Source organism: Psychrobacter sp. (assembly GCF_035469765.1).
Lineage (GTDB): Bacteria > Pseudomonadota > Gammaproteobacteria > Pseudomonadales > Moraxellaceae > Psychrobacter.
Genome location: NZ_DATIRM010000341.1, coordinates 1 through 5692, shown reverse-complemented (window position 1 = coordinate 5692; position 5692 = coordinate 1). Strand labels below are relative to the sequence as shown.

Below are 5692 nucleotides of genomic sequence, written 5' to 3'. Positions count from 1 at the left end.
ATGGGGAACCGCATAAGGTTGGCGTAGCAGTCGTCGATCTGTTTGCAGGTTTGCAGCTGACCATTGGTATTCAAGCGGCATTATTAGCACGTCACAACACTGGACTTGGACAACATGTCGATGTGGCACTGCTAGACAGTGCACTGGCGATGTTGGCTAACGTCGGTATGAACCATCTAGCATCAGGCAAAGTACCACCAAGATTGGGCAATCAGCATCCTAATATTGTGCCTTATCAAGTGTTTGCGGGGCAGGGTGAAGCGCACTTTATTTTAGCTTGTGGCAATGACAGTCAGTTCGCCAAACTTTGTAATGTCCTTGGTGTTGATTGGCATACCGACAGCCGCTTTATGACCAACCCACAGCGTGTTGCTAATCGTGAGCTGCTTTGTGATGATTTAGCTAAGAAGTTTGCCGAGCAACCTCGCAGTTATTGGCTAGAGGTCTTAGATCAAGCAGGTATTCCATGCGGTGCTATTCATAATGTGGCTGAAGCGTTGGCTATGCCGCAAGCACAAGCGCGTGAGATGGTGATTGATTTTGCTGTGCAAGGCAGTCCTGTGCGCGCGCTTGGTAATCCTATCAAACTATCCGCATCACCTGTCAGCTATCGCACGCCGCCTCCGAGCCTGAGCGAGCATACCGATAGCACGCTTGCTGATTTAGGCTATAACAGCGATATGATAGCCAAACTCAAAGCGGACGGTATTGTTTAATATGAAAAGATTTTTTAGACCTAGATTTATAGTATAGAATCCTAACGTTACTTGATAGCGTTAGGGTTAAAGCCCAAGCACTGCTCAATTTGTTCGGCCAATTCAATCAGTACCGCGCTGACCTCAGCCCGTTTAGACTCATACTCTCCTTGCAAAAAACTGACTGCCATACCAGCGACGGCAGTGCCCGAAGCATTACGGATATAAGTGCCCAAGCAGTACATGCCATCGCGCAGTTGCCCATCATCGAGTGACACTCGACTTTCCTGAATCGCCGTAAGCTCGGTGGACAAATCCGCAAAGTTATTGACCCCATGTTGTGTCATGGGCGTAGGGAACTTCTCTTTATACAATGATTTTATGCTGTCCATAGACAACGTGGATAGCATGGCTTTGCCTGTCGCAGAAAATACAGCAGGCACACGCACCCCTGCACGAAAGGTAAATCCGAGCGGAGCAGGCGACTCATGACAAGCCAAAAACACCACTTCTCCCAGATCCAGTTTTGACAAGGTGACCGTGTGCTGAAGTAGCACAGGATACTGGACAATCAAATCCTTAAACAACTGTACGACGCCTTGCTGCTGCTCATACTTGCCTGCCCAATACATCAAGTACGAGCCTAAATAAAAGCGGCTTTCAGGATCTTTATAGATGACATGCTTGGTTAGCAGGCTCTGCAAAATATTGTGAGTGGAGCTGCGAGGAAGCCCAAGCTCTTTGGCGATATGAGCCGCTGTCAGAGGCTGTGAGCTATCTGTAATCAAGTCCAAAATCTGAAATGTTTTGTCTAGCGCAGGCACGGCAGTCGAGCTCATAAGTAACCTATAAAAATGAAATAAAAGAAAGAAGTACAAGATAATTATCAAAATAATGAGATTAGAGGTTGCAAATCGCACCATATCATTCTTATAATGATGTCTCGTATATAGAATACTTGTTCAGTATATTGAACAAAAAACGAATTATCAATAATTATTTAATACCTACTATTATATCCATTCTTATAAACATACCACCCTACATGACAAGGAGCGTCAACATGTCACATACGCTACAGTTATCAAATCCAGACCTACTTAAACAATCTTGCCTAATCAAAGACGGCTGGCACGTCGCTAGTGACGACGCTGTACTTGATGTAACTAATCCTTTTAACGGTGACATCATCGGTACGGTACCAAGCCTCACGACAGACGATGTCAATGAAGCGGTTGCCTATGCTCATGAAGTCCAAGTTGCTTGGGCAGCAAAAACAGCAAAAGAGCGTTCAGAGCTACTGCAAAAGTGGGCAGACCTCATTGATGCCAATAAAGAAGATCTTGCGATCATCATGACCGCTGAGCAAGGTAAGCCGCTCACTGAGTCACGCGGTGAAGTAGGTTATGCCAATAGCTTTATTCGTTGGTTTGCCGAAGAAGGCAAGCGCGTTTATGGCGATGTTATCCCTGCCAACAGCGCGCAGCTACGTCATGTCGTCCTCAAGCAGCCAGTTGGTGTTTGTGCCGCTATTACGCCTTGGAACTTCCCAGCAGCGATGATCACGCGCAAAGTTGCACCCGCTTTAGCAGCAGGTTGTACGATTATCGTCAAACCTGCCACTGAGACACCATTTTCGGCATTGGCACTGGGTGCCTTAGCAGAGCAAGCGGGTATCCCAGCAGGCGTTCTCCAAGTTGTGACAGGTAAATCATCTGTCATCGGTGAGATCCTGACCGGCGATGCGCGCATTCATAAGTTATCATTTACTGGCTCTACAGAAGTAGGTCGTACGTTGATGGCACAATGCGCACCGACTATCAAAAAACTGTCGTTAGAGCTTGGTGGCAACGCGCCGTTTATCGTCTTTGATGATGCAGACTTAGAGAAAGCCGCTACAGGCTTAATCGCCTCTAAATATCGTAATGCTGGTCAGACCTGTGTTTGCGCCAACCGTGTATACGTTCAAGACAGCATCAAAGATAAGTTCTTAGATATCTTTGTCAAAAAAGTAGCTGAGCTAAAAGTTGGTAACGGTTTGGAAGAAGGCGTAGATATTGGCCCTCTCATCAACAAAAAAGCATTAGACAAAGTACAAGCGCTTCTCAAAGATGCAATGGATAAAGGTGCCAAACTGGTCACTGGTGGTAGCATCAACGACGCTTCAGAATTGACTTATAACCCAACGGTTATTACCGATATTAGCAGTGATATGGATATCGCTTCTGAAGAAATCTTTGGACCGATTGCGACGATATTTACGTTCAAAGACGAAGCAGAAGTTATCCGTGCCGCTAACGACACTATCTATGGCTTAGCCGCTTACTTCTACAGTAGCGACTATGCACGCTCATGGCGTGTGACCGAAGGCCTTGAGTACGGCATCGTTGGTCATAACACTGGTTTAATTTCTACGGAGGTTGCACCATTTGGCGGCGTGAAGCAGTCTGGCTTTGGCCGTGAAGGCTCAAAATATGGTATCGAAGACTATATCACGACTAAATACTGGTGTTCTGACATCAGCTAATACAATCGCTAGTTGGTTCCATGCTCAGCACAATTTTTTAGGTATCAGTGGTGTTTTAAGTTAAACAAATATCATTCGATATCTACTAAGTCTCAAATAAACCGCCAATCACTAGATGGCACTTATGTTACGAACAAAGAAAAGGACATTCCCATGACGACTACCAATCAATCATTACTTGAGCGCCGCAAAGCTGTTTTACCAACAGGACTTGGGGTTGCCTTTCCTATCTTTGCAGAAAGAGCAAAGAACTCAGAAGTTTGGGACATCGAAGGCAATCGCTATATTGACTTTGTCGGTGGTATCTCAGTATTGAATACCGGTCACAGCCATCCAAAAATTACTCAGCGTGTGCATGAGCAGCTAGACAAATTTACGCACACTGCTGCGCAAATGATCAATTATGAGTGCTATGTGGACTTGGCTGAAAAGCTTTGTGAAAAAGCACCAATTAGCGGCGATACCAAGGCTTTCTTTTTGACAACTGGTGCAGAAGCCGTCGAAAACTGCATCAAGATTGCTCGTGCTAAAACCCGTCGTCCAGGCGTCATCTCTTTTGTTGGTGGCTGGCATGGCCGCACCTTAATGTGCATGAGCCTGACAGGCAAAGTATTGCCATACAAAAAGAACTTTGGTCCGATGCCCGGTCCTGTATTCCATGCGTTGTTCCCAGCTGAAGAGTTAAATGTTACTGAAGAGCAAGCATTACACAGCCTTGAGATGATCTTCCAAGCAGATATCGATCCTAGTGAAGTGGCGGCGATGATCATCGAGCCAGTCCAAGGCGAGGGTGGTTTCCATCAGGTTACCCCTTCATTTGCCAAAGCACTACGTGACATCTGTGACGAGCATGGCATCGTCCTCATTTTTGATGAAGTGCAGTGTGGTTTTGCAAGAACGGGTACGTTGTTTGCCACTGAGCAGCTAGGCGTTGAGCCTGACCTGATGACCAGTGCTAAGAGCTTGGCTGGTGGTTATCCTATCTCTGCGGTCATTGGCCGTGCTGATATCATGGATGCGCCGCAAGTAGGCGGCTTAGGTGGTACTTATGCTGGTAACCCACTTGCTTGTGTGGCCGCGCTAGCTGTCATGGAAGTCATTGAAGAAGAAAACTTACTTGAACGTAGTATCGAGATTGGTGATACCATCGCCGCGTTCTTAAAAGGCTTAAACCTAAGCAGCATCGGTCATATTCGTCATAAAGGTGCGATGCTAGCGTTTGAATTGATCGATAGCGAAGGCAAGCCTGATGCAGCAGCAGCAGCAAACCTAAAAGCAAAATCATTTGAGCAGGGCTTGCTATTAGCGTCTTGTGGCATGTATGGCAATGCCATTCGTGTGATGGTGCCATTGACGGTCGAAGACGAAGTATTACAAGAAGGTCTTGATATCATCAAAGGTATCCTAACTGCTTAATAGATATCGAGTGTCATTTACTTTAGCGATGGATCGCTTTTAATCAAACATCGATTTTGGTTAAAAAGTTGTATTTAAGATAACGGCAAGGCTGCCCTTAGGGCACTCACTTTGAGTGTGTTTTTGAACGGCGCCTTGCAAGTCAAGACGCCGTTTTTGTATTTGCTATTTAAATATCAGACAAATAGCAAACGACAGTTTTTAGGCGAAACGATATATATAGTAAATATGATGGGTGCTATCCCACTAAACAGAAATAGTGTAACCGTAAAAGGTTCACACGGATGACACACAGACAAGGAGTAGGTTATGTCTGAATTAAAAAAATCGCTAGGGACGTTAGATGTCATTGCTTTAGCATTCGGTGCTATGGTTGGTTGGGGTTGGGTAGTGTTGGCAGGTGGTTGGATTCTATCTGCTGGTACGTGGGGCGCGATGTTAGCGTTCTTGATAGGTGGCCTTGCGGTCATATTGATCGGTGTTACTTACGCTGAGCTTGCTGCATCCATGCCAGTTACTGGCGGTGAGCATACTTATACTCATCGAGCGCTGGGAGTGAATGTCTCCTTTATCTGCTCGTGGAGTATTTTGTTTGGTTACTTTTCGGTCGTTGCTTTTGAAGCAGTGGCACTACCAACGGTAGTAGAGTATTTTATTCCCAATTATAATCAAGGGTATCTCTGGACTATCGCTGGATGGGATGTCTATGCCACATGGGTAGGGGTCGGGATGTTGGGCTCCATCATTGTAACGTGGCTAAATATACGCGGTATGGAAGTCAGTGCTTGGTTTCAAAAAATCGCCGTATTAGGTATTTTGTTTGTAGGTACGTTGCTGTTCATCGGTGCCGTGTTGTTTAACCCTGAGACAGCCACTTCAACGCAAGCGCCAGCCTTTATTGGCGGTGTTGCCGGTATGATGGCCGTTATCGTGATGGTGCCTTTTATGTTTGTGGGTTTTGACGTCATTCCACAAGCGGCAGAAGAGATTGATCTTACTCGTCCCAATATTGGTAAGTTTTTGATTGTCTCCATTGTAGTTGCGGTCATTTGGT

General features: G+C 45.8%; 5 protein-coding genes. 4 read left to right on the top strand and 1 reads right to left on the bottom strand.

All coding sequences use genetic code 11. The annotated features are described in order from the left end of the window. On the top strand, positions 1 to 716 hold a 716-nt coding region (locus tag VLN09_RS09455), incomplete at its 5' end, for a CaiB/BaiF CoA-transferase family protein (RefSeq protein ID WP_325245919.1). 47 nt (positions 717 to 763) lie between these two features. On the opposite strand, the gene VLN09_RS09450 is transcribed toward VLN09_RS09455, so the two are convergent. Beyond that, positions 764 to 1534 carry an IclR family transcriptional regulator gene (locus VLN09_RS09450; protein ID WP_325245917.1) on the bottom strand — a complete coding sequence of 257 codons (771 nt, stop codon included), beginning with the start codon at positions 1532 to 1534 and terminating at the stop codon, positions 764 to 766. A gap of 224 nt (positions 1535 to 1758) precedes the next feature. Between VLN09_RS09450 and VLN09_RS09445 the strand changes: the two genes are divergently transcribed. The 3 genes from VLN09_RS09445 to VLN09_RS09435 all read left to right on the top strand — a co-directional run. Then, the gene (locus tag VLN09_RS09445) at positions 1759 to 3222 is read left to right on the top strand and encodes an NAD-dependent succinate-semialdehyde dehydrogenase (protein ID WP_325245915.1); all 1464 of its coding nucleotides are present in this window, start codon (positions 1759 to 1761) and stop codon (positions 3220 to 3222) included. A gap of 153 nt (positions 3223 to 3375) precedes the next feature. Continuing rightward, positions 3376 to 4638, top strand: a complete 1263-nt coding sequence (gene gabT, locus VLN09_RS09440) for a 4-aminobutyrate--2-oxoglutarate transaminase (protein WP_325245913.1) — start codon at positions 3376 to 3378, stop codon at positions 4636 to 4638. A 309-nt stretch (positions 4639 to 4947) separates the two neighbouring features. Next, positions 4948 to 5692, top strand: a 745-nt coding sequence (locus VLN09_RS09435) for an APC family permease (RefSeq protein WP_325245911.1), incomplete at its 3' end; no start/stop codon positions are given.

Bases quoted from the DNA above. Each gene is read 5' to 3' on its own strand.
- VLN09_RS09450 (WP_325245917.1), bottom strand. From the start codon at position 1,534: ATGAGCTCGACTGCCGTGCCTGCGCTAGACAAAACATTTCAGATTTTG.
- VLN09_RS09445 (WP_325245915.1), top strand. From the start codon at position 1,759: ATGTCACATACGCTACAGTTATCAAATCCAGACCTACTTAAACAATCT.
- gabT (WP_325245913.1), top strand. From the start codon at position 3,376: ATGACGACTACCAATCAATCATTACTTGAGCGCCGCAAAGCTGTTTTA.